Origin of the sequence: Luteimonas notoginsengisoli (assembly GCF_042648885.1) — a bacterium.
Taxonomy (GTDB): Bacteria; Pseudomonadota; Gammaproteobacteria; order Xanthomonadales; family Xanthomonadaceae; genus Luteimonas; species Luteimonas notoginsengisoli.
The window spans coordinates 400970-425478 of the sequence record NZ_JBHRYF010000008.1; the positions used below are offsets into that span (position 1 = coordinate 400970).

Sequence of the window (24509 nt, forward strand, 5' to 3'; positions counted from 1 at the left end):
TCCCCCGTAAACCCGGAGTTTCCATCGTCCCCGATACCGGGGCAAGCGGAAGATCCGCGGCTTAGCGTCTTGCGGCCGATCCCGAAACCGAACGCTGTCTGTCGCAACAGGAAATCCACAGCCCGCACGATCGAATGGCGCCGGCGATTCGAGTCGGCGAATGCTGCCGACCGCAGGCAAAACCGCGCGCTGACGTGCGGCGAGACCCATCCGTCCCACGATCCGCGCGGCTCGACGCTCTTGGAATCTCCTGCCGCGCGGGCCAGGAACCCACGTCGCTCCCATCCGATCGACTTGCAACGCGAGCGGGCATAATCGGCGAGGAGGTGCGCATGCACGGAAGTGGTCTCGAACTGGCGCTGGTATTCCTGCTGGCCGCGGTGATCGCGGTGCCGGTGTTCAAGAAGCTCGGCCTCGGCGCGGTCCTGGCGTATCTCGCCGCCGGGGTGGTGCTGGGCCCGGACGGGATCGGCGTGGTCCGCGACGCCGACCGGATCCTCAACGCGGCCGAAATCGGCGTGGTGATGCTGCTGTTCGTGATCGGCCTCGAGCTGTCGCCCGCCCGGCTGCGGGTGATGCGCAAGCCGGTGTTCGTCTCCGGCGGGTTGCAGGTGCTGCTCAGCGCGCTGGCATTGGGCGCGGTCGCGATGGCCGCGCACCTGTCGTGGAAGGCGGCGCTGGTCGTCGGCCTTGGCCTGGCGCTGTCGTCCACCGCGGTCGGGCTGCAGCTGCTGGGGGAGCGCAAGGAACTCAACACCGATTACGGCCGGCTGGCGTTCGCCATCCTGCTGTTCCAGGACCTGGTCGCGATCCCGCTGCTGGCCGCCATCCCGCTGCTCGGCGGCGCCAAGGAACAGACCCTGACCTGGCCGATCGCCCTGCAGGCCGTCGGCGCGGTCGCGCTGGTGGTGTTCGGCGGCCGTTACCTGCTGCGCTACGTGTTCCGGGTGGTGGCGCGCACCGGGATGCCGGAGGCGTTCACCGCCACCGCGCTGCTCGCGGTGCTCGGCTCGGCGTGGTTCATGCAGGAGGCGGGGCTGAGCGCGGGGCTGGGCGCGTTCATCGCCGGCGTCCTGCTCGCCGATACCGAGTTCCGCCATGAGCTCGAATCGCAGATCCAGCCCTTCGAGGGGCTGTTGCTGGGCCTGTTCTTCATCGCCGTGGGGCTGGGCATCGACCTGGACCGCGTCGCGGCCGAGCCGCTGCTGATCGGCGGCGGGGTGCTGGCGCTGCTGGTGGTGAAGTTCGCGGTCCTGTTCCTGGTCGGACGGCTCTGGCCGGGCCGACTGCCGCCGCGCGAGGCGCTGGCCCTGGGCGGGGTGCTCTGGCTGGGCGGCGAGTTCGCCTTCGTGGTGTTCAACGAAGCCGCGCGCGTCCGGCTGATCGACAGCGTGGTGCATGACAGGCTGGTGGCGATGGTCGGCATCTCGATGGCGCTGACGCCGTTGCTGTTGATCGCGATCAGCCGCCTGTTGCGGAAGATCCCGGTTGCGTCCCGCAGCCACGGCGCCGGCCCGGACTTCGACGACATCAAGGACAACCGACCCGAAGTGCTGGTCGCCGGCATGGGCCGCTTCGGCCAGATCGTCGCGCGCCTGCTGGTGGCGCAGCGCATTCCCTTCGTCGCGCTGGAGAGCAACCTCGATACCGTCGAGGGCCTGCGACGGCTCGGCAACGAGCTGTATTACGGCGACCCCACCCGCCCCGACCTGCTGCGCGCGGCGGGCGGGGAGCGGATCAAGGTGTTCGTGATGGCGATGGACGATCCGGACACCAATACCCGGGCGGTGCGGCTGGTGCGGCGCATGTATCCGGACGCGAAGGTGTTCGCGCGTGCAAGCGACCGCCAGCATGCCTGGCGACTGATGGACATGGGCGCGTCGGTGTTCCGCGAACTGTTCGGCTCCAGCCTGAAGATGGGCGAAGAGGTGCTGGTCGCGCTCGGCATGTCGCCGGAGAAGGCGGCGGAGCACGCGGAGCGGTTCCGCGAGCACGACAACAGACTGCTCAGCGCACAGCATCTGGTCTACGACGACGACGTCGCGCTGCGGCAGACCTCGCGCGAGTCGCGGGTCGAACTGATGCAGCTGTTCGCGGCCGATTCGATCGGCTCGGACGACCCGGCGCAGGCGCCGTTGCCGGAGCCGCCGAAACAGGCCACCTGATTCAACCGATGTACTTGTTGGAGCGGCTCGGTCCGCGCGCCCCTTGATTACGGTGTGCAGGGTGACCGACGTCGCGGTGCCCTGGCGCAAACGCATCGCGACTTCGGTCGTTCCTACAAAAGCAGGCCGCGAAATTCCGGGCCGGATCTATCCTGCGAATGGCACGAGTGCGCGCTATCCCCGGTCGCGCAGGAAGCGCGCCATCGAAACGCCCGACTGCAACGGCGCGAACTCGGCGGCGACGTCGACGAAGCCGCGCATGACCGCGATCTCGCGCGGGGTCCGGTTGAGCGCGTCGCGCAGGTCCGGATCGCAGCCGGCGCGCAGCAGGCGCTGGGTCATGCGCAGCTGGCCGTGCAGCGCGGCCAGGTGCAGCGGGCCGAATCCCCGGGGGTCCTGGGCATCGAGGCCGACGTCTTCATCGAGCAGGTGGTCGAGGCCCGCCATGACCACGTCCTCGTCGCAGGCCGTGCCCGGCTCGGCGCGCGCGCCTAACAGCAACAGCAGCGGCGTCACGCCGCTGGCCGCCGGCGTGTCGGGATCAGCGCCGGCCAGAAGGAGTGTGTCGAACAGCGCAAGCAGGCGCGCGCGATCGCGACTGGTGAAGCCGTAAAGCGCGGCGCAGTGCAGCGGCGTGAGGCCCTGCGCATCCGCGGCCTGCACGTTGGCGCCCGCGGTGAGCAGGCGCGCGCACAGGTCGGGCAGGCCCAGCGCGGCGGCCAGCATCAGCACGGTGACGTCGCCGGGCAGGCGCTGTTCCAGCGTGGCGCCGGCCGCGAGCAGGCGCTCGACGATCTCGCCCTGGTGCATGCTCACCGCCGCCGACAGCGGCGTCGCCCCGGTGTGCGCGGCGCACTGCGGATCGGCGCCCTGCTCGAGCAGCCATTCGACCGTCCCGCGGTGTCCGCCGCCGGCCGCGCGCAGCAGCGCCGTGCAGCCCTGGACGTCGACCGCGTCCACCGGAAGGCCTAGGCCGAGCAGGCGTCGTACCGCGTCGGTGTCGCCGACGATGGCCGCGGCGGGCAGGTCGGTGTCGCGCAGCGCACGTCCGGGCAGCGGCCAGCCGCGCCAGTCCAGCCAGTCGGCGAGGTCGCGGCGGCCGCCCGACAGCGCGACCCCGAGCGGTGTCTGGCCGTCGGCCGCGCGCACTGCCGGCGAGGCGCCGCGGCTGACCAGCAGCTTCAGCGCCGCCTCGCGCGACAGCGCCGCGCACAGGTGCAGCGCGGTCATGCCGTGGGAGTCGCGCGCGTCGAGGTCGACGCCGCAATCGACCAGCCGTTCCAGCAATCGCATCCAGCCCAGCCGCACCGCCAGCGCCAGCGGCGGATCGCCGCCAGGAGACGAGGCGAACGGGTCGGCGCCGTGTTCGAGCAGGTCCAACGCACACTGCTCCAGCGCGCGCCCGGCCTGGTCGCCGCCGACGCAGGCTTCGAGGAAGCGCGCCAGGCCACCGGCGCCTGCCGGCGACGCGCCGCGACGCAGCAGCAGCTGCAGCGCCGGCAGCGCCGCATGGCCGCGCGCGAGCAAGGTAAAGACCGGGATGTCGCCATCGATGCCGGGCACTTCGGGATCGGCGCCGTGGTCCAGCAGCCATTCGATCCGTTGCAGGGAAGGCGACGCTTCGTCGCCGTCAAGCAACAGGCCGCCCAACTCGCGCGGCGACAGTAGCGACAGCAGCCGTGCGTGGCCTTCGAAACGCCCTTCGTGCAGCGCATCGCGCAGCAGCGCGAGCGGCGCGCGGTCCGGCGGAGGCGTGTCGCCGGTGTCGGCGGCCACCGTCGAGGGCAGCGGGTAATCCGGGTCGAGCGCCGCGACCAGCGACCAGCGGCCTGCGGCAGCCGCGTGGTCGATCGCGCGCTTGCCGTCGGCGTCGGTGCGCGCGGCGTCGGCGCCGAGTTCGAGCAGCCGCCGCACCAGCGCCGACGACGCCTGTTCGGCGCGGCTCGCGAGCAGCAGCGCATCGCGGCCTTCGCCGTCGAGCGCGCCGGCATCGGCGCGGGCGGCGACCAGCGCTTCCAGCGCGGCCAGGTGCCCGCCGCGCGCCGCCTCCAGCAGCGGCGTGCGGCCGGCGCCATCGCAGGCATTGACGTCGGCGCCGGCGTCGACCAGCGCCGCCACGATCTCGCCGTGGCCAGCGAATGCCGCCTGGTGCAGCGCACTGCGGCCATCGCGGTCGCGTGCGTCGGCCTTGGCCTTGTGCTTGAGCAGCAGGGCGACGCCGGCCGGATCGTCCTCGTCGCCGCCGGCGGCGGCCAGCAGCGCGGGCGTGGCGTCGGAAGGTTCGGGATACGCGCCGCGTTCGAGCAGGAAGCGCGCCAGGCGCCAGTTGCCTGCGGCGCAGGCCACGCCGAGCGGGGTCATGCCGTCGTGGTTGAGCGCGGTCATTTCCGCAGCCGCGTCGCGCAGCAGCGCGGCCACGCCGGGGTCGGAGCTGCGCGCGGCATGGTGCAGCGGGGTATTGCCCTCGGCGTCGGCGGCCCGCGGATCGGCGCCGTTGGCCAGCAGCGTCATTACCGCTTCGGGACGGCCGTGCCAGCTGTCGCGGGTCGCGGCGAGCAGCGGCGTCATCCCGTGGTGCGCGGCGTTGACGTCCACGCCGCTGGCGATCAGCGCGCGCAGCAGGCGCAGGTCGGGCAGCACCGCGGCCAGCACCGGCAGGCTGCGCTGGTCGCGTTCTTCGGCGGCCGGCAGCGCGTGCGGGTCGGCACCGGCATCGAGCAGCTCCAGCGCGCGGTCGACGCGGCCGCGGCGCGCGGCGTCGTGGAGCATCGCCTGCAGGTCGCCGTCCAGCGCGACCGGCGGCGTCGTGTCCGCACCGGCCATCTCGACGATCGGCATCGGCATCGGCAACTGCTCCGGGGCCGGCATGCGCTGCAGCGCCGCGTGCAGCAGCGGCCAGGACAGCACCGAGATCGCCGCCACCACCCAGTGCAGGGTCGGCGACAGCACGCCCGGCCACGCCTGCAGCAGCACCATTGCGAGCAACGCGGCCACGCAGGCGGCCGCGGCCACGCCGCGCCAGCCGCTGGTGTCGGCGTCGCCCAGCGCGTGCCAATGTCCGCGCAGCGCACCGCCTTCGCGCTCGACCGCCCGCCACAGCGGCCAGGTGCGCCACAGTCCGATCACGCAGATCCCGGCCACGGTGCTCAGCGCCAGCGCGGCGCCCAGGCTGCCGCTTTCGAGCAGCGCGCTCAGCGGCCAGGCGACCAGCAGCGAGGCGGCCGCCAGGCCCGCGCCCCACAGGCCGGACACGGCCAGCGTGTCGGCTTGCAGCCGCGCGCGATCGGGCGCTTGCGCATCGCGGCGCCAGCGCAGCGCCAGGGCGAACGCGGGCTGCGCCAGCCAGCCGCCGAGCGCGGCCACCATGCCGCCGAATCCGCCGACGCCTGCCAGCACCAGTCCGATGGCGAACGCAATCGCCCAGCGCCGCCGCTGCAGCAGGGACTCAGGCATCGGTGCCCCAGTCCTGCGTCATCGGATCGATCGCGAGCGTGGGCGGCAGCTGCAGGTGGAAACCGCGCAGCAAGAGGTTTTCGCGCACGGCCTCCACGTCCTCGCGCGCCAGCTTGCGGTCCGGCGTCAGCGCCACCTCGAGCACGAATTGCAGCGTGCCCAGCTGCGTGCGCAGTGGCCCGGGAATCCGCTCGAAGTCGTCGCGCGCGGCCAGGTAGACGTAGGTGTCGGCCTTGCGCAGGCTCTTGTAGACGTAGGCATGCATGGGTGGAGCCGGGGACTCGCGATTCGGGAATGGGATTCGGACCGGCAAAAGCGCGGTTTTCCGGAACCCGTGAAGCATAAGGCACCGCGACCCGGGTTGCCCCCAATCCCGGATTCCCGTTGCGACGCCGCCGTTCAGTGATATCCCGAATCCGCCGCCACCTTGCCGCGGAACACCGAGTACGACCAGTACGTGTAGCCCAGGATCGCCGGCAGCAGGATCGCGATCCCGACCAGCAGGAAACCCTGCGACGACGGCGGCGACGCAGCCTCCCAGATCGACAGCGCCGGAGGCACGATGTTGGGCCAGATGCCCAGCACCAGCCCGGCGAAGCCGAGCACGAAAAAGCACAGCGTCAGCACGAACGGCGCGGTGTCGCGGCCCTCGCGCATCGCCGCGCGCCACAGCGCGAACGCATTCGCCAATGCGAGCAGGGGCACCGGCGCCAGCCACCAGAAATTCCCGCTGTCGAACCAGCGCGCCATGATCCGCGAGTCCAGGAACGGCAGCCAGGCGCTCACCAGGCCCATGAACGCAACCACCACCAGCACCAGCGGGCGGGTCAGGGTGCGCGCGGTCTTCTGGGTGGCGCCCTCGGTCTTCATGATCAGCCAGCACGACCCGAGCAGCGCGTAGCCGAACACCACCGCCACCCCGGTCAGCATCGAGAACGGGCTGAACCAGCCGAACGCGCCGCCCAGGTACTTGCCATCGGTCAGCGGCATGCCCTCGACCAGCGCGCCGAGGATCAGGCCCTGGGCGAACGCGGCGAGGATCGAGCCGAGCGCGAACGCCGCGCCCCAGAAGCGCTTCGCGCGCGTCGCCTTGAAGCGGAACTCGAACGCCACGCCGCGGAAGATCAGCGCGATCAGCATCAGCAGCACCGGCAGGTACAGCGCCGACAGCACCAGCGCGTAGGCCTTGGGGAAGGCCGCCAGCAGGCCGGCGCCGCCGAGCACCAGCCAGGTCTCGTTGCCGTCCCAGATCGGCGCTGCGGTGTTCATCATGTGGTCGAGCTGGGCTTCGTCCTCGGCGAATGGCGCCAGGATTCCCAGGCCCAGCACGAAGCCGTCGAGCAGCACGTACATCAGCACGCCGAAGCCGATCACCCCGAACCAGACCACCGGCAACACCAGTTCCAGGTTCATCGCGCGCCCTCCTTCTTCACTGCCTCGTGCTGGTCGCCGGGCACCTCGTCGTCGCCCACCGACAGCGGCCGCGCCGGGGTCTTGTCGCCGCCGCCGTGCTCGGGCGGCGTCTCGTCGGGATGCGGGCCGCGGCGGATCATCTTCAGCAGGTACCAGATGCCGGCGCCGAAGATCACCGCGTAGGCGCAGGCGTAGGTCACCAGCGACGACATCACCGCCGCGGCGGTGATGTTGGGACTGACCGCCTCGCTGGTGCGCAGCAGGCCGTAGACGACGTACGGCTGGCGACCGATCTCGACCACGTACCAGCCGGCGAGCAGCGCGACGAAGCCGGCGGGGCTGAGCAGACGCCAGCCCTGCCACAGCCAGCGCGCGCGCCCGGACTGGTCGAACATCCAGCCGCGCCACCACGCCCAAAGCGAGGCGAGCGTGAGCAGCAGCATCAGCACGCCCAGGCCGACCATCACGCGGAATCCCCAGAACACCGGCGCCACCGGCGGGCGCTCGTCGGCCGGCACCGCCGTCAGCGGCTGGATCGTGCCGTCCCAGCTGTGGGTCAGCACCACGCTGCCCAGGCGCGGCACGGCAACCTCGAAGCGGTTGCGCTCACCGTCCTGGTCGGGCAGCCCGAACAGCACCAGCGGCACGCCTTCGCCGGGCTCGCCTTCGTGCCAATGGCCCTCCATCGCCGCCAGCTTCACCGGCTGGTGCTTGCCGACGTTGAGGCCGTGCAGGTCGCCGGCGAGGATCTGCAGCGGCACCGCGATCGCCGCGAACGCCACCGCCATCTTCAGCCCGCGCCTGCCGGCGGCGAAGTGGTCGCCGCGCACCAGGTACCACGCGCTCACCCCGCCGATCACGAAGCACGTGGTGATGAAGGCCGCCAGCACCATGTGCGCGAGCCGGTACGGGAATGATGGATTGAAGATCACCGCCCACCAGTCCACCGGCACGAACATGCCATCGACGATCGCGTGGCCCTGCGGCGTCTGCATCCAGCTGTTGGCCGAGATGATCCAGAACGTCGAGATCAGCGTGCCCAGCGCCACCATGCAGGTCGCCAGGAAATGCACCTTGTGCGACACCCGCTTCCAGCCGAACAGCATCACGCCCAGGAACGTGGCCTCGAGGAAGAACGCGGTCAGCACCTCGTAACTCAGCAGCGGGCCGAGGATGGCGCCGGCGCGCTCGCTGAGCACCGCCCAGTTGGTGCCGAACTGGAAGCTCATCACGATGCCCGACACCACGCCCATGCCGAACGACACCGCGAAGATCTTCAGCCAGAAGAAATACAGGTCGCGCCACAACGATTCGCGGGTGCGCAGCCAGCGCCATTCGACGAACGCCAGCCAGTGCGCCAGGCCGATGGTGAAGGCGGGGAACAGGATGTGGAACGAGATCACGAACGCGAACTGCACGCGCGACAGGAACAGCGGCGACAGCAGGAGATCATCCACGTGGCGCGACTCCGCGGCGTGGGGGATCGCCGCCGCGGGCATTGTGCGCCTGCAGTGGTGACGTTCGCAAAAAGCGCGCCCACGTCATCCGCGCGTGGAGCGGCGTCAACCGCGAGCTCCTGGTGATGCATCGGCAGATCACCGTTGCCCCGGGGAAACGAGAAACTCGCAGCTGGAGCTGCTTCCGGGAAACGCAGGGCCCGCATGACCCGTGGCCCATGCGCGGAACGCCGGGCCTGCTAACCTTCGCGGGATTTTTTCCCGCGGAACCGCCCACGATGCGTCACCGACTTCCCTGCCTTGCCCTGCTGTCGCTCACCGGCGCATTCGCCGTCGCCGCCTTCGCGCAGCCTGCGCAGGCGCAACCGCTGACCCTGGAACAGGTCATGGCCGATCCGGACTGGATCGGCGCGGGGATCGAGGACGCGTGGTGGGCGTGGGACGGCCGCCACGCGTACTACACGCGCAAGCGCGACGGCGGCAACATCCGCGACACCTATTCGCAGGTCGTCGAGCCCACCCCCACGCAGGCGGTGGACGCGGCGCCCGTTCGGCTAGACGGCGAGGCGCTGGCCGGCATCGACGGCGCGCAGCAGGTGGTCGATCCGCAGCGCGCGCGCATGGCCTTCGTGCGCAACGGCGACATCTTCGTGCGGGACCTGTCGAGCGGTGCGCTGACGCAGCTCAGCCGCACCGACGCCGCCGAGTCGCGCCCGCAGTGGAGCAGCGACGGCGCGCTGGTCTGGCGTTCGGGCAACGACTGGTTCCGCTGGACCGCCGCCGCCGGCACCGCGCAGGCCTCGCTGCTCAAGGCCGAGGACGATCCGGACAAGAAGCCGAAGGCCGACGACCTGCGGGAGCGCCAGTTCGACATGCTGCGCACGCTGCGCGACGACCGCGCCCGCCGCGAGGCCGTGCGCGCGCAGGGCGAGCAGTGGCGCCGCGCCGATCCCACCCGCGCGCCGGCGCCGGCGTACCTGGGCAAGGACGTCGACATCGTCGACAGCGCGCTGTCGCCCGACGGCCGCTGGCTGGTGGCGGTGACGCAGGCCAAGGACGCCGACGGCGGCCAGGCCGGCAAGCTACCCAAGTACGTGACCGAATCGGGTTACGAGGAATTCGAGGAAGTGCGCACCCGCGTCGGCCGCGACGCGCCGCTGGCGCAGAAGGTGTGGCTGGTGGACGTCGCCAACGCCACCGTGCGCGAACTCGCATACGACGCCTTGCCCGGCATCGCCGACGACCCGCTGGCGGGCCTGCGCAAGGCCGCCGGCAAGGACGCGCTCAAGGGCAACCGCGATGTGCGCATCGAGACCGATGGGGGCGGCAGCGCAGCGGCGATCCACTGGAGCCGCGACAGCCGCGAAGTCGCGATGCTGGTGCGCGCAGTCGACAACAAGGACCGCTGGATCGCCAGCGTGGATCTTGCCAACGCGAAGCTGCAGTCGCGCCACCACCTGCACGACGACGCCTGGATCAACTGGAACTACAACGAATTCGGCTGGATGCCCGACAACCGCACCCTGTGGCTGCTGTCCGAGCAGTCCGGCCATTCGCACCTGTACCTGGCCGGCGCCGACGGCAAGGCGCGCGCGCTGACGTCCGGCAAGTGGGAAGTGTCGCAGCCGGCGCTGTCGCCGGACGGGCGTACGTTCCACTTCGTCTGCAACCGGCAGTGGCCGGGCGACTACGAAGTCTGCGCGGTGACGGCGACGGGCGGCGACGTACGCGAGCTCACCGCGCTCGATGGCGTCGAAAGCTTCGAGCTCTCGCCGCGCGGCGACCGCATGCTGATCGCGCACTCGCGCAGCTACCTGCCGATCCAGCTGGCGGTGGCCAACGTCGACGGCAGCGGCCTGCGCGAGCTGACCGACACGCGCAAGCCCGCGTTCAAGGCGATCGACTGGATCGAACCGGAGTACGTGCAGGTACCGTCGAAGCACGGCGCCGGCTCGATCTGGGGCAAGTACTACGGCCCGAGGCAGCTGGAGCCGGGCCGTGAGTATCCGATCGTGATGTTCGTGCACGGCGCCGGCTACCTGCAGAACGTCAGCGCGCGCTATCCCAACTACTTCCGCGAACAGATGTTCCACAACCTTCTGGTGCAGCAGGGCTACATCGTGCTCGACCTGGACTACCGCGCCAGCGAGGGCTACGGCCGCGACTGGCGCACCGCGATCTATAGGCAGATGGGTTATCCGGAACTGGAGGACTACCTCGACGGCCTCGACTGGATCGTCGCCAACCGGCAGGGCGACCGCGACCGCGCCGGCATCTACGGCGGCAGCTATGGCGGCTTCCTGACCTTCATGGCGCTGTTCCGCGAGCCGGGTACGTTCAAGGCCGGCGCGGCGCTGCGGCCGGTGTCGGACTGGTCGCAGTACAACCACGAGTACACGTCCAACATCCTCAACACGCCCGAACTCGACCCCGAAGCCTACAGGCGCTCCTCACCGATCGAATATGCCGACGGCCTGCAGGACAGCCTGCTGATCGCGCACGGCATGATCGACGACAACGTGTTCTTCAAGGACTCGGTGATGATGGCGCAGAAGCTGATCGAACTGCGCAAGGACAAGTGGGAGATCGCGCCCTACCCGATGGAACGCCACGGCTTCGTGCACCCGGACGCGTGGTACGACGAGTACCGGCGCATCCACGAACTGTTCGAGGACACCCTGAAATAGACTGGTCCACAAAGCCCGGGAATGGAGTGCGTTCCGGGGCTTCGATCCTCAATCCACGAAGCTGACGCCCACCACGCGATAGACGGGCGCCTGCCGGTTCGCGATGTCCACCGACACCGTAGCGCCTTCCACTTTCTCCAGCGCGACAAGCGTGGTTCGCTCCGTCGTGTTGTCGCCGATGGCTTCGATGGAAAGCGTCATGCGCCCATCCTGGGCACTCGCATCGTCGATCGTGCGGAAAATTGCACGCAGTCTCTCGCCATCGGCAAGCGGGTCGGCAAGCTGCGCGCTGCCGCTCTCGTCCCCTTCAAGCAGCGCTTGAATGGAGCGTGCATTCGGCTTCGCAGAGAAATAGCTGACGTTCTGGCGCACGTCCACCGGATCAATCGTCGGGTGCGCGCGAAACATCAGCAGCACCGAAGCCGCGACAGGCGCAGTCTCGGCCAGTTCGGCAACCGCCGCATCCGACATCTGGATGCCATAGAACATCAATCCCGCGACTTCCGCCGTCGGTGCGTCCCCGGAATGACTGCGCGATGCCTGGGCCTGGCCGCAAGCGGCCATGAGTACCAACGCAATCGAAGCAAATTTCAGAAGGACATTCCAAGCCTCCCATTGCACTCTCGTCGCCGTTCGTGAGCCTGGCTTATTTCAGGTGAACAGTGCATCAAGCTCGGGTCAACGCAACGCTGGACAGGTGTCGCCATCCCCGCGAAGGCGGGGATGCGCCTTACAACAGCCGAAGGGCTGGTCATCCGTGTCCTGGAGCCGCCCCGCGGCCGCTGCCATCGGCTGATCCGGATCAACCGACATCGCGCCGGCGCCGCCTACAATGCACCGCATGGAAGACATCGACCGCGTCCGCGACTACCTCACCGGCCTGCAGGACCGGATCTGCGCCGCCATCGAAGCCGCCGACGGCAGCGCCCGCTTCGCCGAGGACAACTGGGCACGGGACGAAGGCGGCGGCGGCCGCACCCGGGTACTGCGCGAAGGCGCGGTGTTCGAGCAGGCCGGGATCGGCTTCTCCGACGTCTCCGGAACGCAGCTGCCACCGTCGGCGACCGCGGCACGGCCGGAGCTGGCCGGCGCCTCGTGGCGCGCGGTGGGCGTGTCGCTGGTGTTCCATCCGCGCAACCCGCACGTGCCGACCACCCACGCCAACGTGCGCCACTTCCGCGCGGTGCGCGATGGCGAAACGGTGGCCTGGTGGTTCGGCGGCGGCTTCGACCTGACGCCGTTCTATCCGGTCATCGATGACGTGCTGCACTGGCACCGCATCGCACGCGACCTGTGCGCGCCGTTCGGCGACGACCGCTACGCCGCGCACAAGCGCTGGTGCGACGAGTATTTCTTCCTGAAACACCGCGACGAGACGCGTGGCATCGGCGGGCTGTTCTTCGACGACCTGCACACGCACTTCGAGCGCGACTTCGCTTACCTGCAGGCGGTCGGCGACGGCTTCCTCGACGCCTACCTGCCGATCGTCGAACGCCGCCGCGATGCGCCATACGGCGAGCGCGAGCGCCAGTTCCAGCTCTATCGCCGCGGCCGCTACGTCGAGTTCAACCTGCTCTGGGACCGCGGCACGCTGTTCGGCATCCAATCGGGCGGGCGCAGCGAATCGATCCTGATGAGCCTGCCGCCGCTGGTGCGCTGGGAATACGGCTACCGGCCCGACCCCGGCAGCGACGAAGCGCTGTTGCAGGACTACCTGCGCCCGCGCGACTGGCTGGCGGACTTGTCCGCCTGAGTGCGCAACGGCGCGGATCGTGCGGTGCCACGTCGTTCGGCGCGCCACGCCCGAGACTTGGCAACCGCGGCATGCCACCCGCATGCGGCATGCAGGGACGCGACCTGCGCGGCCAGTCCCGACCCCGCGCCGGCCTGGCGCTCAGGACTCGCGGGTCACGATGCTGATCTTGCCGTCCTTCTCCAGCATCGCCAGGCGCACCTTGGAAATCGCGCCGCAGTCGGCGTTGCGCATGGCTTCCTGCAGGTCGTCGATGCTCAGTTGGCAGCGTTCGAGCGCCTCGCCGTAGATGTGCCCGTTGCGTGCCAGCACCACCGGCCTGCCCTCTACCGCGCGCTCCAGCCAGCGGCTGCGGGACGTGACCCAGCCGGTGAGCTTGTTCCAGCCCACCAGGGTCACCGTGAGGATGATCCCGCCCTGCAGCGAATCGTCCCCGGCGATCATCGAGCCCTGCAGCGCGTCGCCCAGCAGCACGAGGACCAGCAGGTCGAACGGCGTGAACTGGCCGACCGTCCGCTTGCCGGCGAGGCGCAGCACCACCAGCAGCACGAAGTAGACCACCGTCCCGCGCAGGACGATTTCCCACCACGGGATCGAGAGTTCGAACAGTTCCGACATGACGCCCTCCTCCAGGGTGACGTCACCTTACAAAGCAGGGCGGGAAGGCCGCGTCACGCGCATCGCGGACAGAAAAAAAGCCCCGCAGGCAGGGGGGGCCGGCGGGGCTCGGTGGGAACGGGGCCTGGGGAGTGGCCTTCGTTCCCGGGGATCACTCCAGGGGAGGGAGAGATCAGTGACGAACGTTGCATCCGTCACGGGCTATATGACCACCCCCCGCATTGATAGTTCGTGAAGCCCGGGGTTAAGTTTCTGTTGGATTCAGCGGGCGTTTACCCCGTTCAGAATCATCGGAATCCGCGTGTTTGCGGCCCTAATGGGCCTCGTCCCAGTTCTGTCCAACCCCGCTGTCGACCACCAGTGGAACACGCAGTTCCGCCGCTGCGGACATCAGGCGAGGCACCTCGGCCAGCAGCGTGTCGACGAAATCCTCGTCGGCCTCGAACACGAGTTCGTCGTGCACCTGCAGGATCATCCTCGCGCGCGCCGCGTACGGCGCCAGCCAGGCGTCGATGGACACCATCGCGCGCTTGATGATGTCGGCCGCGGTGCCCTGCATCGGGGCATTGATCGCGGCGCGCTCGGCGCCGGCGCGCTGGCCCTGGGTGCCGCGCTGGATGTATTCCAGGTACAGCCGGCGGCCGGACACGGTCTCGACGAAACCGCGCTCGCGCGCCTCGTTGCGGGTGCGCTCCATGAAGTCGCGCACGCCCGGATAGCGCGAGAAGTACAGCGCGATGTAGTCCTGCGCCTCGCCGCGCGAAATGGCGAGGTTGCGCGCAAGCCCGAACGCGCTCATGCCGTACATCAGCCCGAAGTTGATCGCCTTGGCGGCGCGCCGTTCGTTGACGGTCACCTCGTCGAGCTTGCGCCCGAACACCTCCGCCGCCGTGGCGCGGTGGATGTCGACCCCGGAGGAGAACGCCGACAGCAGGCCCGCGTCCTGCGACAGGTGGGCCATGATCCGCAGCTCGATCTGCGAATAGTCGCAGGCCAGCAGCTTGCGTCCCGGCGGCGCCACGAACGCCTTGCGGATGCGACGCCCGTCCTCGCTGCGGATCGGGATGTTCTGCAGGTTGGGATCGCTCGACGCCAGCCGCCCGGTCGCGGCGCCCGCCTGGTGGTAGCTGGTATGCACGCGACCGGTTTCGGGGTTGACCATCTCCGGCAGCTTGTCGGTGTAGGTGCCGCGCAGTTTCGCCAGCGCGCGGTAGTCGAGGATCACCCGTGGCAGCTCGTGCTGGTCGGCGATCGCCTCCAGCGCCTCCTCGTTCGTCGACGGCTGGCCCTTGGGCGTCTTCACCAGCGCCGGCAGCTTCAGCTCCTCGAACAGCAGCGCGCACAGCTGCTTGGGCGAGTCGAGGTTGAAGGTCCGCCCGGCAAGTTCGGTGGCGCGCTGCTGCGCGGCCAGCATCCGGCGCGACAGGTCGGCGCTCTGGCGATGCAGTTCCGCCACGTCGACCATCACGCCGTTGGCCTCGATCCGCGCCAGCACCGGTACCAGCGGCATCTCGATGTCGCGGTAGACCGACTCCAGGGCCGGTTCCGCGGCCAGCTTCGGCGCCTGCAGCCGGTGCAGGCGCATGGTGACGTCGGCGTCCTCGGCGGCGTAGCGGGTGGCGTCGTCGAGCGCCACCTGCGAAAACAGGATCTTCTTGCTGCCCTTGCCGGCGACGTCCTCGTACTTGGTCGTCGCATAGCCGAGCTGGCGGGTGGCCTGCGAATCCATGTCGTGGCGGCTGCGGCCAGAATCGAGCACGAAGCTCTCCAGCAGCGTGTCGTCGGCATACCCGGCGACTTCGACGCCGTGGCGGCGCAGCACGTGCAGGTCGTACTTGCCGTGCTGGCCCAGCTTCTTGCGGGCCGGATCGGCGAACAGCGGCGCGAGCGCGGCCAGCGTGGCGCTGCGGTCGAGCTGGGCGGGCACGCCCGGATAATCGTGCGCCAGCGGGATGTAGCACGCCACGCCCGGGTCGACGCAGAAGCTGATGCCCACCAGGTTGGCGCGCATCGCATCGAGCGAATCGGTTTCGGTGTCGAAGGCAAACTCGTCGGCGGCGCGCAGGCGCTGGATCCAGTCCTCGAGCTGCGCCTGTTCGAGCACGGTTTCGTACGTGCCGGGCGCGGACAGCGCCGGATCGGGCGCTGCCTCGGGCGGCGGCGCGGTGACGAATGACGCGCCGCGCGCCGACCTGCCCGCGCGCGCCTGCGGCGCCGGTCCGGTCGACGCGTCGCCGTCGAGTTCGCGCAGCGCCTGGTTCAGGCCGTAGCGGGTGAACAGCACGCGCAGCGCATCCGCGTCGCGTTCTCGCAGGCCGAGCGATTCCGGCCCGCCCTCGAGGGCCACGTCGGTCTTGATCGTCACCAGGTCGCGGTTGAGCGGCAGCCGTCCCAGCGCGCCGCGCAGGTTGTCGCCGACCTTGCCCTTGATCCCCGGCGCGGCCGCGATCACGCCATCGAGCGTGCCGTGCTCGGTCAGCCACTTCGCCGCGGTCTTCGGCCCGCATTTCTCCACGCCGATGACGTTGTCGATCGCGTCGCCCATGAGCGCCAGCAGGTCGACGATCTGCGACGGCAGGACGCCGAACTTGGCGACCACCGCGTCGTCCGAATCCATGCGGCTGCCGCTCATGGTGTTCACCAGCACCACCCCGGGCCGCACCAGCTGGGCGAAGTCCTTGTCGCCGGTGGAAATAGTCACCTGCATGCCCGCGGCGGCGCCTTGCAGGGCCAGCGTGCCGATCACGTCGTCCGCTTCCACCCCGCCCACGCGCAGGATCGGGATCCCCAGCGCCTGCACCAGCGCCATCATCGGCTCGACCTGCGCGCGCAGTTCGTCGGGCATCGGCGCCCGGGTGGCCTTGTAGTCCGGATACAGGTCGTCGCGAAAGGTCTTGCCGGGCGCATCGACCACGAACGCGAGGTGCTCGGGCTGCTCCTTGAGGTGCGCGCGCAGCATGTTGACCACGCCGAACAGCGCGCCGGTGGGCTCGCCGGCCGCGTTGGACAGCGGCGGCAGCGCGTGGAAGGCGCGGTAGAGGTAGGAGGAGCCGTCGATCAGGACCAGTCGTGTCATAGGTCGATTCTACCGGCGCCCGCGACGCGCGTCGGGCCTCGGGCGCGCTCACCGCGCGGCCACCGCGACGCGGTGCATACTGCTGGCCAATCCCCCGAGGAGCCGAGCCATGGCCGTGCCCCGCCCCGCTGTTTCGCGCATCGCGCTGGTTTCCGCGCTGCTGGCGCTGTCCGCCTGCGCGGCGATGCCCGCCGACCCCACCGCCATCCCGCCCGACGCGGTGCCCACCACCCGCACCGAGGCCAACGGCGACGTCATCACCGAGTACCGCGTCGCCGGCAAGCTGCGCATGGTCAAGGTCGAGCCGTCGCGGGGTCCCGCCTACTACCTCTACGACCGCGATGGCGACGGCCTGCCCGACAGGGAAGGCGACAACCCGCCGCAGACGTATTTCAAGCTGTTCGAGTGGAACTGAGCGCCTGACGGCGCGCCGGCGCCTGCCCGGAGGCGTCATGGCTAGAGTTGGCACATTCGGCTAAAGCGGCTACGGGCAGGATGCTTGCTCGTGTCCGACGCAGTTTTCGCGACCACCGTGGGCGTGGTTGTTCAGTTGCGACGCACGGAATTGAATCGGAACCACCGAGGCGCCAGCTTGCGGCACGAACCCTTGGCTGCTTGTGGGGTTTCCAAAAGCTTGCTGCCTCAGCCGCTTCCGCGAATCCCGTCGCCGCGCCTGTCTGTGTGTCTGGCTATCCGCCGGACGCAGGCAACGCCTGCTGGAGGTCGTCGAAGCCGTCCCACGGATCCTTGTGCAGGCGCGCGGCGCGCTGCTTTGCCGCGGCGAGATCGAACGCTGCCGGCTTCGCGATGCCGCCCAGGTCCTCCCAGCGCAGCGGCACCGCGACCGGCGCGCCCTTGCGCGCGCGCAGCGACCACGACGCGACGCTGGTCGAACCGCGCGCGTTGCGCAGCCAGTCGATGAAGATCTTCCCCGGGCGCTTGGCCTTGGACATCGTCGCCACGTAGCGCTCCGGCGCGCGTTCGGCCAACGCGTGGGCGAACCCGTCGCAGAATTCGCGCACCTCGTCCCACGACGGGCCGCGCGCGAGCGGCACGACGACATGCAGGCCCTTGCCACCGGACAGGCGCACGAAAGACCGCAAGCCGCTCCGCCGCAGCCTGTCGCGCATGTCGCGCGCGGCGGCAACGACTTCCGGCCAGCGCACGCCTTCGCCCGGGTCGAGGTCGAACACCATCCGGTCGGGGCGCTCGGGATCATCCACGCGCGCGCCCCACGGGTGGAACTCCAGCGCATTCATTTGCACCAGGTCGATCACGCCTTCGATGTCGTCGACATACAGGTACTGCTCGCGGCCGCTCTTCTGTTTGATCGGGATCGCATGCACGTTCCCGCCCAGGCTGTCGGCGTGGTGCTTCTGGAAGAAGCACTCGCCCTGGCTGCCGTCCGGGCATCGCAGCAGCGACAGCGGGCGGCCCGCCAGCTCCGGCAACAGCCACCTGGCGACGCTGCGGTAGTAGTCGGCCACGTCGCCCTTGGTGTAGGCCGCGCCTTCGAACACCACCCGTTCCGGGTGCGTGATCCGCGCACTCCCGCCAGCGGGTCCCTTGCTGCCCACGCCCTAGCCCGCCTTGCGCCGCGCGCTCTTCTTGGTGGCCTTGGCCGCCTTCTTGGACGCCTTCTTCGCGGTCTTCTTCGCCGCCTTCTTGGTGGCGCCCTCCTTCGCTGCCGGCGTGCGCTTCTTGGTCGCGATGCTCTGCTGCAGCAGCGACATGAAGTCGACCACGTTAGTGGCCGCGTCCTCCGGCGCCGCAGGTTCGTCGTCCGCCTTGGCCAGCGCGCCCTTGGACTTCATCTTCCGCTGGATCACCGCCTCCAGGCGTGCGCGGAACTCGTCGTGGTAGTCGTCCGGCTTCCACTTGCCGGCCATCGAGCTGATCAGCTGCTTGGCCATGTCCATTTCCCTGGACGTGATGCGCCACTCGGAGGGCGGGCCCTCGGGCAGCTTGTAGTCGGTTGGATCCACCAGTTCCTGCGGGTAGCGCAGCAGCATCAGCAGCAGCGCATCGCCTTGCGGCATCACCGCCGAAAGATACTCGCGGGTGCGGATCACCACACGGGCGATCCCGACCTGCTTGGTTTCCTTCAGGGTTTCGCGCAGGAGCACGTAACCCTTCTCGGCCTTCTTGGCCGGCACCAGCACGTAAGGCTTCTCGATGTACTGCAGCGGGATCGCGTCGGCGTCGACGAAGGCTTCGACCTCGACGGTTTCGTGGCTCTCGGGCGCGGCGGACTTGATGTCCTCCTCCTCCACGACGACGTAGCTGCCCTTGTCGTACTCGAAGGCCTTGACGATGTCCTTCCACGGCACTTCCTCGCCAGTTTCGGCGTTGACGCGCTCGTAGCGGACGGGTTTCTTGTTGCGCGAGTCGAGCATGCGGAAATGCAGGTCGATCTTGCGCTCGCCGGACATCAGCGAGACGGGGACATTGAGCAGGCCGAACGACAGCGTTCCGGTCCAGATCGGGCGGGCCATGTCAGGCCTCCGTCCAAGCCGGCGAGCGTCGCCGGGCGCGATGGGCACCACGCGGGAATGCGGCCACGACGATCTCCATCTGCAGGGCCCCCGACCCTACGGCCGGGCCAGTGAGATCGCGGTGAAGCGGGCCGGTTCACGCCTTGTGCAAGCCGGCCACGCGATCATCCGGCCGCATCACGCAGGGGAAAGCCCGGAACCGCACATGTACGGCCGCGAGCGACGACAGAGGCAGGATCCCGACACCGCAACCCTGCGCGCAGGACTGACCCCGGCCCAGCTCCATGCGCTGGCCACGCTGGAACAGTTCGGCTGGACCCTGCGCTTCGTGCGGCGGCCGCTGTTCCGCGACCCGGTCCCAGTCGTGTTCCAGCGCGACGGCAGGCGGTTCGTCGTGCTCGAGGCCGACGGCACGCTGAACGAGGCGCCCGACCTGGTGATCCGCGACTAGGCGGATGCTGTGTTTCGGCTGCGAACGGCAGCCGGGCCGTCGACCGTTGCCGTCACGCCGGGTTGCCATCGGCTTAACCCCGGCCCTCGCATGGTTCGCCCCACCCCCAAATCCCGTGGGAGGCAACATGCCTTACGACCGCGTCAGCGACCTGCCCGATTCGGTGCGCGACAACGTGCCCAAGCACGCGCAGGAAATCTACAAGGAAGCCTTCAACAGCGCGTGGGACGAATACAAGGATTCCGATGAGCGCCGCGGCGATGCCTCGCGCGAGGAGACCGCGCACAAGGTCGCCTGGGCCGCGGTCAAGGAAAAGTACGAGAAGGGCGACGACGACAAGTGGCACGCGAAGTAGCCCGCCGGCTGAATCCAGGCGCTTGTGGGAGCGGCTTCAGCCGCGAGTTCTTCGTTGGACGTTCACGCCCTGCCGGCAAAAAGTTCGCGGCTGAAGCCGCTCCCACGAAGGCACGGCCAGGCAGGCTACGCCGGCTGCAGGTTCGCGTACGCAAGCACCAGCCACTTGCTCCCGGCCTCGTCGAAATTGACCTGCACCCGCGCGTGCGCGCCGGCGCCTTCGATGTCGGTGACCACGCCGCTGCCGAATTTCGCATGCACGACGTTCTGGCCCAGGCGAATGCCGGGATTCTCGTCCACCACCGCGTGTCCCAGGTTGCGCCGCGGCGCATTGGAATACATCGGCCGCGACACCTGCACCTTTGGCCGGACCTCGTTGAGCAGTGTCGCGGGGATCTCGCGCAGGAAGCGCGACGGAATGCCGTACATGTCCTGGCCGTGCAGGCGCCGCGACTCGGCGTAGCTGAGCACCAGCTTCTGCCGCGCGCGGGTGATGCCGACATAGGCCAGCCGGCGCTCCTCTTCGAGCCGCCCGCTTTCTTCCACGGAACGCGCGTTGGGAAACAGCCCCTCCTCCATCCCCGCCAGGAACACCAGCGGGAATTCCAGGCCCTTGGCGCTGTGCAGCGACATCAGCTGCACGCCGTCCTCGCCGGCCTGCGCCTGGCCCTCGCCGGCCTCCAGCGCGGCATAGGCGAGGAACGCGACCAGCTCTCCCAGGGCCGCGCTCTCGTCCTCGTCGCCGCGCACGAAGCGCGAGGCCACCGAGACCAGTTCGTCGAGGTTGTCGACGCGCGAATCGGCGGCGCCCTTGGATTCGTTGGTGTAGTGCTCGCGCAGGCCGGAGCGCACGAGCACGTGGTCGATCTTGTCCTTGAGCGGCAGCTCGGCCACCTCGCCGTCGAGCGCGTCGACCAGCGCATGGAAGCCTGCCAGCGCGTTGCGCGCGCGGGCCGCCAGAGCGTGGTCGCGGGCGACGCGGATCGATGCCTCCCACAGCGACACGCCGTCGACCCGCGCGCGCCTGCGCACTTCGTCGAGCGTGCGCTCGCCGATCCCGCGCGTGGGCGTATTGACCGCGCGCTCGAATGCCGCATCGTCGCTGCGATTGCTCACCAGCCGCAGGTACGCCAGCGTGTCCTTGATCTCGGCGCGCTCGAAGAAGCGCACGCCACCGTAGACCCGGTACGGGATCTGCTCGCCCAGCAGCGTCTCTTCGAAGGCGCGCGACTGTGCGTTGCTGCGATACAGGATCGCGCAGTCGCCGTGGCTGCCGCCGCCCTGCACCCAGTGGCCGATGCGCTCGACCACGAAGCGCGCCTCGTCGACTTCGTTGTAGGCCGCGTACAGGTCGACCGGCTCGCCTTCACCGCTGTCGGTCCACAGCTGCTTGCCCATGCGCGCCGGGTTGTGCGCGATCACGGCGTTGGCGGCGCCCAGGATGTTGGCGCTCGAGCGATAGTTCTGTTCCAGGCGGATGGTCTGCGCGCCGGGGAAATCCTGCAGGAACCGCTGCACGTTCTCGACCTTGGCGCCGCGCCAGCCGTAGATTGCCTGGTCGTCGTCGCCGACCACGAACACCTGGCCGCTGTCGCCGGCCAGCAGGCGCACGAAGCCGTACTGGATCGCGTTGGTGTCCTGGAACTCGTCCACCAGCAGCTGCCCGAAGCGCTGGCGGTAGTGCGCGAGCAATGCCGGCGTGTCGCGCAGCAGTTCGTGCGCGCGCAGCAGGATTTCGGCGAAGTCGACCAGCCCGGCGCGGTCGCAGCGCTCCTGGTACAGCGTGTAGCTCTTTAGCATCACCTCCGACCATTCGTCGCGGTCGGACTGGATGTTCTGCGGGCGCCGGCCCTCGTCCTTCTGGGCGTTGATCCACCAGGCGATCTGCTTCGGCGGAAAGCGCGCCTCGTCAAGCTCCAGCTGCCGCACCACGCGCTTGACCAGGCGCAGCTGGTCGTCGCTGTCGAGGATCTGGAAACCCTCGGGCAGCCTCGCGTCCTGCCAGTGCAGCCGCAGCAGCCGGTGCGCGAGGCCGTGGAAGGTGCCGATCCACAGTCCGCGCGAGCCGTTGCGCAGCAGCGCATCGGCGCGGTGGCGCATCTCGCCGGCGGCCTTGTTGGTGAAAGTCACGGCGAAAATGCCGTGCACCGGCACGCCGAACACCTCGTTCAGCCAGGCGATGCGGTGGGTGAGCACGCGGGTCTTGCCGGAGCCGGCGCCAGCGAGCACCAGGTAGTGCCCCGGCGGCGCAGTGATGGCCTCGCGCTGGGCGTCGTTGAGCCCGTCGAGCAGGTGGGAAACATCCATCGCGGCATTCTACGCGAGGGTCCGTCGCAGCCCGGGCGACTTGGCATGATCGGGCGTTCTTGTGGGAGCGGCTTGAGCCGCGAGCTCTTGGGGGGAGCTGGGATTACGGATTACGGATTAGGGATTAGGGATTAGGGATTAGGGAAGGCTCGCGCTCTTGCCCCCTTTGCAAAAGGGGGTATGGGGGATTTGCTTTTCCAATCACCGTCACTATCACCGATAAGCTGGCGGCTGAAGCCGCTCCCACAAGGGCCTTGCGCCCCTCAGTGCCCGGCGGCGGCCTGCTCGCGCTTGCTCGATGTCCCCGTCATCAGCTTGTCGGTCCAGGCGATCCCGATCGCCGAGAGGATGAACACGCAGTGGATGATCGTCTGCCACATCACGCCGGCCTCGGTGAAGCGGCTGCCCGGCGTGCCGAGCGTACCGATTTCGATGAAGGTCTTGAGCAGGTGGATCGAGCTGATGCCGATGATCGCCATCGCCAGCTTCACCTTCAGCACGCTGGCGTTGACGTGGCTCAGCCATTCCGGCTGGTCGGGGTGGCCCTGCAGGCCCAGGCGCGAGACGAAGGTCTCGTAGCCGCCGACGATCACCATCACCAGCAGGTTGGAGATCATCACCACGTCGATCAGGCCGAGCACGATCAGCATGATCACCACCTCGGCCGACTGCCCGCTGCCGGGCGCGCCCTCCGGCGTATGGCCGCCGAGGAACACCTGGTCGACCAGGTGCACCAGCTCGACGCCGAACTGCCAGACGTAGATGGCCTGCGCCACGATCAGGCCAAGATAGAGCGGCAGCTGCAGCCAGCGCGAACTGAAGATCAGGGCCGACAGCGGCGTGAGGCGGGTCGAGCGGAGCTGGGTCATGCGGAGGCTGGCGAGGAAAATGGTCGCGCAGGTTAACACCCCGGAATGACGGCGCGCCCGCGGCCCGGGCAGTCCCGCCATCTGCCGTCTAGTCTCGCGAGCGACCGTCCGCCTGAACCGATCGTCGGGCCGCACCGGCGCGACGAGGCGTGCGCCTGATTCGCGAAACGACGGTCCCGCCAGCACACGCGAACACTCACGCGATGATGCCAAGGGTGAGCCAGATCCACAGCGTCCCCGCGTCGCCCGAAAACGTGAGCTCCAGGTTCCCCGCTAATGCAATGGAACCGGGAAGCCATGCAACGGCGAGGCCAAGCGAGACCCACGACGCCGTCCGAAGCACGGAGCGCTGCCGATTGAGCTCAACCGCGATGCCCGCCAACCCCGCGAGCCCGGAAGCAGCCAGTGCGTTGCCGAGGGGAAGACCGCCGGGCAAACGCCACTCCAGATAGGCGGCGCCAGATGCAAGCGACCAGATGGCGAAGATCGCGGTGACCGAAAGCAAGATGACCTTCGTCTTGCGCATGGTGTCTTGCAGCGAGGAACTGTTGGCGTGAACGAATTAGGCTTTGGGTGGGGAGAACCGGGCAAGAACCTCTTTGAGTCCACTCTCCATCCTTACCTGATTCTTCTCTAACTGGGTCAGTAAAACGGCTACATCTGTCTTTACGCCAATCTCATTCTTCAATGCAGCCATTAGCTTTGCCTGCGTTGGGGCGACACGTGCAACTTGGTCCGTTACAACTTGAACAAAGCCGCTCTGGGATGAGCTGTACGACTCCCACGCCTCGGAGCGTTCGTTGGCGTAATTAGTATATTGCTCACGGAAGCTATCAAACGACCGTTGCAAAGCCATATTTGCTGCTGGGTCGGGCCGTCCGGTCTCGTTCATAGCGGTGATTTCACCAGTTACCCGCTCCGCTTCTTTTAAGTAACGGTTGTAGAACTGATCTGCGAGGGCAATATCTGTCCGCAACTCATGCAGAGGCTTGGCAGCGATCATCAAGGCAAACAGCGATTCAGTGTAGAGAGCTTGGAGCTCGCTCGCATGTTTCATGACCTCATCGCTACCAACCAGCTGAACTTTCGCGAGCTGGGTATTTGCCCCTTGCACTGGAGCTCCAAAATCCGGTGAGGTTGGATCCTTTGATGACAGAGATCCGAGATGTCCCTGCATTGCAGCGATGTCGCTATACAACTGGAGATAAACCTCCTTTCGCAGCAAACCGAGCCGGTCCTTCAGCTTCTCCCTTGCGTCGTGTTCAAGTTGAATCCGCAGCCGTCGTGCGGTACTCCAGTTCGACAGAACGATACCGCCCAGAGATATCAGCGCGGCGACGATCCCAGACCAGACGACCGTTGGCATACTGAGTGCTGGCAGGGTTGGCTCCACCACTGTCTAACTCCAAGG

The 24509-nt window shown here is 68.7% G+C and carries 18 protein-coding genes and 1 pseudogene; 6 read left to right on the forward strand and 13 right to left on the reverse strand.

Going from position 1 to position 24509, the window contains the following annotated elements; genetic code table 11:
• Positions 1–332 precede the first annotated feature (332 nt).
• On the forward strand, positions 333–2165 hold the full coding sequence (locus tag ACFOM9_RS09660) for a monovalent cation:proton antiporter-2 (CPA2) family protein (RefSeq protein WP_386709589.1): 1833 nt from the start codon (positions 333–335) through the stop codon (positions 2163–2165).
• Between the two features lie 174 nt (positions 2166–2339).
• Here ACFOM9_RS09660 and ACFOM9_RS09665 read toward each other — a convergent pair whose 3' ends face one another.
• The 4 genes from ACFOM9_RS09665 to ACFOM9_RS09680 all read right to left on the reverse strand — a co-directional run bounded on the left by ACFOM9_RS09665 (position 2340) and on the right by ACFOM9_RS09680 (position 8473).
• Entirely contained in the window at positions 2340–5618 is a 3279-nt protein-coding gene (locus ACFOM9_RS09665) for an ankyrin repeat domain-containing protein (protein WP_386709592.1), read from the reverse strand.
• Positions 5611–5883 carry a YcgL domain-containing protein gene (locus ACFOM9_RS09670; protein WP_386709595.1) on the reverse strand — a complete coding sequence of 91 codons (273 nt, stop codon included), beginning with the start codon at positions 5881–5883 and terminating at the stop codon, positions 5611–5613. Before ACFOM9_RS09670 ends, ACFOM9_RS09665 begins: the two co-directional genes overlap by 8 nt.
• Positions 5884–6017: 134 nt before the next feature.
• On the reverse strand, positions 6018–7031 hold the full coding sequence (gene cydB, locus ACFOM9_RS09675; protein ID WP_386709598.1) for a cytochrome d ubiquinol oxidase subunit II: 1014 nt from the start codon (positions 7029–7031) through the stop codon (positions 6018–6020).
• Positions 7028–8473 (reverse strand): cytochrome ubiquinol oxidase subunit I, encoded by a 1446-nt coding sequence (locus ACFOM9_RS09680; RefSeq protein ID WP_386710988.1) that lies wholly within the window; start codon positions 8471–8473, stop codon positions 7028–7030. Before ACFOM9_RS09680 ends, cydB begins: the two co-directional genes overlap by 4 nt.
• Before the next feature lie 320 nt (positions 8474–8793).
• On the opposite strand from ACFOM9_RS09680, the gene ACFOM9_RS09685 reads away from it, so the two are divergent.
• On the forward strand, positions 8794–11175 hold the full coding sequence (locus ACFOM9_RS09685; protein ID WP_386710991.1) for a S9 family peptidase: 2382 nt from the start codon (positions 8794–8796) through the stop codon (positions 11173–11175).
• A gap of 48 nt (positions 11176–11223) precedes the next feature.
• On the opposite strand, the gene ACFOM9_RS09690 is transcribed toward ACFOM9_RS09685, so the two are convergent.
• Positions 11224–11664 carry a hypothetical protein gene (locus tag ACFOM9_RS09690; RefSeq protein ID WP_386709601.1) on the reverse strand — a complete coding sequence of 147 codons (441 nt, stop codon included), beginning with the start codon at positions 11662–11664 and terminating at the stop codon, positions 11224–11226.
• 352 nt (positions 11665–12016) lie between these two features.
• On the opposite strand from ACFOM9_RS09690, the gene hemF reads away from it, so the two are divergent.
• A complete protein-coding gene (gene hemF, locus ACFOM9_RS09695) occupies positions 12017–12928 on the forward strand; it encodes an oxygen-dependent coproporphyrinogen oxidase (protein WP_386709604.1) in 912 nt (303 codons plus the stop codon).
• A 141-nt stretch (positions 12929–13069) separates the two neighbouring features.
• Here hemF and ACFOM9_RS09700 read toward each other — a convergent pair whose 3' ends face one another.
• Positions 13070–13546 (reverse strand): DUF421 domain-containing protein, encoded by a 477-nt coding sequence (locus ACFOM9_RS09700; RefSeq protein WP_386709607.1) that lies wholly within the window; start codon positions 13544–13546, stop codon positions 13070–13072.
• A 313-nt stretch (positions 13547–13859) separates the two neighbouring features.
• Positions 13860–16622 carry a DNA polymerase I gene (gene polA / locus ACFOM9_RS09705; RefSeq protein WP_386709609.1) on the reverse strand — a complete coding sequence of 921 codons (2763 nt, stop codon included), beginning with the start codon at positions 16620–16622 and terminating at the stop codon, positions 13860–13862.
• Positions 16623–16731: 109 nt separating this feature from the next.
• On the opposite strand from polA, the gene ACFOM9_RS09710 reads away from it, so the two are divergent.
• The gene (locus ACFOM9_RS09710) at positions 16732–17037 is read left to right on the forward strand and encodes a DUF2782 domain-containing protein (protein WP_386709612.1); all 306 of its coding nucleotides are present in this window, start codon (positions 16732–16734) and stop codon (positions 17035–17037) included.
• A gap of 274 nt (positions 17038–17311) precedes the next feature.
• Here the strand turns inward: ACFOM9_RS09710 and ligD are convergent.
• Positions 17312–18178: pseudogene (gene ligD, locus ACFOM9_RS09715) on the reverse strand (non-homologous end-joining DNA ligase); the annotation flags it as partial.
• Between the two features lie 24 nt (positions 18179–18202).
• The gene (gene ku, locus ACFOM9_RS09720; RefSeq protein WP_386709615.1) at positions 18203–19117 is read right to left on the reverse strand and encodes a non-homologous end joining protein Ku; all 915 of its coding nucleotides are present in this window, start codon (positions 19115–19117) and stop codon (positions 18203–18205) included.
• A 205-nt stretch (positions 19118–19322) separates the two neighbouring features.
• Here ku and ACFOM9_RS09725 point away from each other — a divergent pair, with 205 nt between their 5' ends.
• Positions 19323–19568, forward strand: coding sequence for a hypothetical protein (locus ACFOM9_RS09725; protein WP_386709618.1), 246 nt, complete (start codon positions 19323–19325; stop codon positions 19566–19568).
• 127 nt (positions 19569–19695) lie between these two features.
• Complete coding sequence (gene chaB, locus ACFOM9_RS09730) at positions 19696–19923, forward strand: putative cation transport regulator ChaB (RefSeq protein ID WP_386709621.1); 228 nt, start codon at positions 19696–19698, stop codon at positions 19921–19923.
• 125 nt (positions 19924–20048) lie between these two features.
• On the opposite strand, the gene uvrD is transcribed toward chaB, so the two are convergent.
• The 4 genes from uvrD to ACFOM9_RS09750 form a co-directional block, all read right to left on the reverse strand.
• Positions 20049–22229 (reverse strand): DNA helicase II, encoded by a 2181-nt coding sequence (gene uvrD / locus ACFOM9_RS09735; RefSeq protein WP_386709624.1) that lies wholly within the window; start codon positions 22227–22229, stop codon positions 20049–20051.
• Between the two features lie 263 nt (positions 22230–22492).
• A complete protein-coding gene (locus ACFOM9_RS09740) occupies positions 22493–23098 on the reverse strand; it encodes a TIGR00645 family protein (protein WP_386709627.1) in 606 nt (201 codons plus the stop codon).
• Positions 23099–23294: 196 nt separating this feature from the next.
• Entirely contained in the window at positions 23295–23624 is a 330-nt protein-coding gene (locus ACFOM9_RS09745) for a hypothetical protein (protein ID WP_386709630.1), read from the reverse strand.
• Positions 23625–23660: 36 nt separating this feature from the next.
• Positions 23661–24491, reverse strand: coding sequence for a hypothetical protein (locus tag ACFOM9_RS09750; RefSeq protein WP_386709633.1), 831 nt, complete (start codon positions 24489–24491; stop codon positions 23661–23663).
• Positions 24492–24509 lie beyond the last annotated feature (18 nt).

What these genes read in the sequence shown, in the direction of transcription:
- ku (WP_386709615.1), bottom strand. Translation starts at nt 19,117, where the DNA reads ATGGCCCGCCCGATCTGGACCGGAACGCTGTCGTTCGGCCTGCTCAAT.
- chaB (WP_386709621.1), top strand. Translation starts at nt 19,696, where the DNA reads ATGCCTTACGACCGCGTCAGCGACCTGCCCGATTCGGTGCGCGACAAC.
- ACFOM9_RS09710 (WP_386709612.1), top strand. Translation starts at nt 16,732, where the DNA reads ATGGCCGTGCCCCGCCCCGCTGTTTCGCGCATCGCGCTGGTTTCCGCG.
- ACFOM9_RS09700 (WP_386709607.1), bottom strand. Translation starts at nt 13,546, where the DNA reads ATGTCGGAACTGTTCGAACTCTCGATCCCGTGGTGGGAAATCGTCCTG.
- ACFOM9_RS09665 (WP_386709592.1), bottom strand. Translation starts at nt 5,618, where the DNA reads ATGCCTGAGTCCCTGCTGCAGCGGCGGCGCTGGGCGATTGCGTTCGCC.
- cydB (WP_386709598.1), bottom strand. Translation starts at nt 7,031, where the DNA reads ATGAACCTGGAACTGGTGTTGCCGGTGGTCTGGTTCGGGGTGATCGGC.
- ACFOM9_RS09725 (WP_386709618.1), top strand. Translation starts at nt 19,323, where the DNA reads ATGTACGGCCGCGAGCGACGACAGAGGCAGGATCCCGACACCGCAACC.
- ACFOM9_RS09745 (WP_386709630.1), bottom strand. Translation starts at nt 23,624, where the DNA reads ATGCGCAAGACGAAGGTCATCTTGCTTTCGGTCACCGCGATCTTCGCC.
- ACFOM9_RS09670 (WP_386709595.1), bottom strand. Translation starts at nt 5,883, where the DNA reads ATGCATGCCTACGTCTACAAGAGCCTGCGCAAGGCCGACACCTACGTC.
- uvrD (WP_386709624.1), bottom strand. Translation starts at nt 22,229, where the DNA reads ATGGATGTTTCCCACCTGCTCGACGGGCTCAACGACGCCCAGCGCGAG.
- ACFOM9_RS09740 (WP_386709627.1), bottom strand. Translation starts at nt 23,098, where the DNA reads ATGACCCAGCTCCGCTCGACCCGCCTCACGCCGCTGTCGGCCCTGATC.
- polA (WP_386709609.1), bottom strand. Translation starts at nt 16,622, where the DNA reads ATGACACGACTGGTCCTGATCGACGGCTCCTCCTACCTCTACCGCGCC.
- ACFOM9_RS09660 (WP_386709589.1), top strand. Translation starts at nt 333, where the DNA reads ATGCACGGAAGTGGTCTCGAACTGGCGCTGGTATTCCTGCTGGCCGCG.
- hemF (WP_386709604.1), top strand. Translation starts at nt 12,017, where the DNA reads ATGGAAGACATCGACCGCGTCCGCGACTACCTCACCGGCCTGCAGGAC.
- ACFOM9_RS09690 (WP_386709601.1), bottom strand. Translation starts at nt 11,664, where the DNA reads ATGTTCTATGGCATCCAGATGTCGGATGCGGCGGTTGCCGAACTGGCC.